Genomic DNA, 2,226 nt, shown 5'->3' with positions numbered 1-2,226 from the left:
CTTTACGGCGTCTTCAGCCGCCAGGGGATCAGCCAGCTGGTCCTGTGCCCCTTTTATTTTGAGGCCAACCAGGCCGGCTTCATCGGCGTCGACAATCCGGCCAGCGTCAGCCTGTCCGTTTATGCCATGCAGATTGCCTCCAGCCACATGGCGGCTTTGCTGCGGCATTCGGTCTACGCGGAGAAGGGCCTGCCGGCAGACAGCGTGACCAACCTGTGCAGCGTGACTGCCTTCCGCCGGGAGGTCAGCCGCCTTTTGCGCGAGGCCCAGGCCGACCCGGACTTGAAGCTGGACCTGGTGTACTTTGACATCAGCAATTTCAAGGTCTTCAACAAAGAGCACGGCTTGAAGGCCGGCGACGAGCTTTTGAAGCGCCTGGCGCAGGTGATCGGCCAGGAAGTGGGCAGCCCCTGGCTGGTGCGGCCGGTGGCGGACCACTTTTACACGATCATTGCCGATGACCGGGCCGACCAGGCCATCCGCCGCGTCCACGACGCCATCATCAGCGATGAAGCCTTCGGGGCCTCGATCAGGGCGGGCATCTACCCCTTGTCGGGCAGCGAGCAGCAGGTTTCTTTCGTCATGGACCAGGCCAGAATCGCGGCCAACAACGCGGTCGGCAACTACCAGAACTACTACTGCCGCTATGAGCCGAAAATGGAGGCGGAGCTGACCCTGGCCAACTACCTGCTGGGCCATATCGACGAGGCAGCCGCCAAGGGCTGGATCAAGGTCTACTACCAGCCAATCATTGACACTTTCAGCGGCAAGATCACCGCTTACGAGGCCCTGGCCCGCTGGGTCGATCCCCAATACGGCTTTTTGAACCCGGCGGAATTCATCGGGGTTCTGGAACGCGGGCACCTGATTCACAAGCTGGATCTGCACATCCTGGAACTGGTCTGCCGCGACCTGGAGACTGCCGCGCGGGAAGGCCGGCCGGCCCCGCTGGTGTCGGTCAACCTGTCGCGCTATGACCTGGAATTGAGCGACCTGCACGAGCGGATCAACGGCATTCTGGCTGCCCGGGGCATCGGGCGCGGCCAGATCAGAATCGAAATCACCGAGTCAGCCCTGCTCAACAATTCCGAAGCCACCATCAAAGAGCACATCACCCGCTTTCACGAGGACGGCTACCAGGTCTGGCTGGACGACTTCGGCAGCGGCTTTTCTTCCCTGAACAGCCTGCAGAATTTCGACTTCGACCTGCTCAAGATCGACATGGCCTTCCTGCGCCATGCCAATGAAAAGACCCCGACCATCCTGATGGACGTGATCGACATGGCCAAAAGGCTGGGCATCGGCACCCTGGCTGAAGGGGTGGAAACCAAGGACGAGTACGACTTCATGCACTCTCTTGGCTGCGTTTTGACCCAGGGCTTCTACTTCTCCCAGCCGCTGCCAGAAGCGGAAGTGACGGCCAAGATGAAGCAGCGGGGATTGGTCTTTGAGGGGACGAGCGAGCGTAATTTTTACCGGGAAATCGGCCGGGTGAACGTTTTGGACGTTTTGCATCCTTTCATTGAGAAAAACGACCAGGAACTGACGGAAACCGTGCCGGTCATGATCATTCTGGACCGGGGCGGGGAGCTGGAGACGATCTATGCCAACAAGGCCTCCCAGAGCTGGATCAGCGCCTTGCGCCTGCAGGAAGGCGATTATGAAGCCAATTTCAAGAAAGAATTTTTTGCCCTGGTCAAGCGCATGGCCAGCCAGGCCGGCGGACAGATTGCCGAGAGAAATTTCCAGATCGGCGATTACGCCGGCCGCCTGCGCCTGCAGCTGGTCGCGCAGATGCCGGGCCAGCGGGCCTATGTGACCAGCGCCAACATGATCTGACCGGTCCAGGCAACCTTTTCCTTCTAAAACTTTTTCGCTTATAATTGATTTAGCTTGAAAAATCACCAAAGGAAAAGACAATGAATGAATTAGACAAAATGCGCTCCGGCCAGCTTTACCGGCTCACGGCAGCGGAAGTGGAGCACTACCAGGAAGCGGGCATCATCTGGAATGACGAATTCCGCCAGGGCAACAATCTGGACCGGCCGGCCCAGCTGCTGCGCTTGAAGATGCACCTGGGGGACCTGGGCGAGCAGGCTTCTTTTGGCAGCAGCTTCAGCTGCCAGAACGGGCCGAACATCCATATCGGCCACCATTTCCTGGCCGGCAGCGGCCTGATGATCATTGACGCCGCTGAGGTCCGGATCGGCAATTACGTGACCATGG

1 protein-coding gene and 1 pseudogene are annotated in these 2,226 nt (G+C 59.2%); both read left to right on the top strand.

Features of this window, described 5'->3' with window-relative positions:
• A partial coding sequence (locus lacNas_RS09685; protein WP_201330572.1) for a GGDEF domain-containing phosphodiesterase occupies positions 1-1,839 on the top strand: 1,839 nt, incomplete at its 5' end.
• Between the two features lie 80 nt (positions 1,840-1,919).
• Positions 1,920-2,226, top strand: a pseudogene (locus tag lacNas_RS09680) (DapH/DapD/GlmU-related protein); the annotation flags it as partial.

The organism is Lactobacillus nasalidis (assembly GCF_016587775.1).
GTDB lineage: Bacteria > Bacillota > Bacilli > Lactobacillales > Lactobacillaceae > Lactobacillus > Lactobacillus nasalidis.
This window is presented reverse-complemented; position numbering and strand designations above follow the sequence as displayed.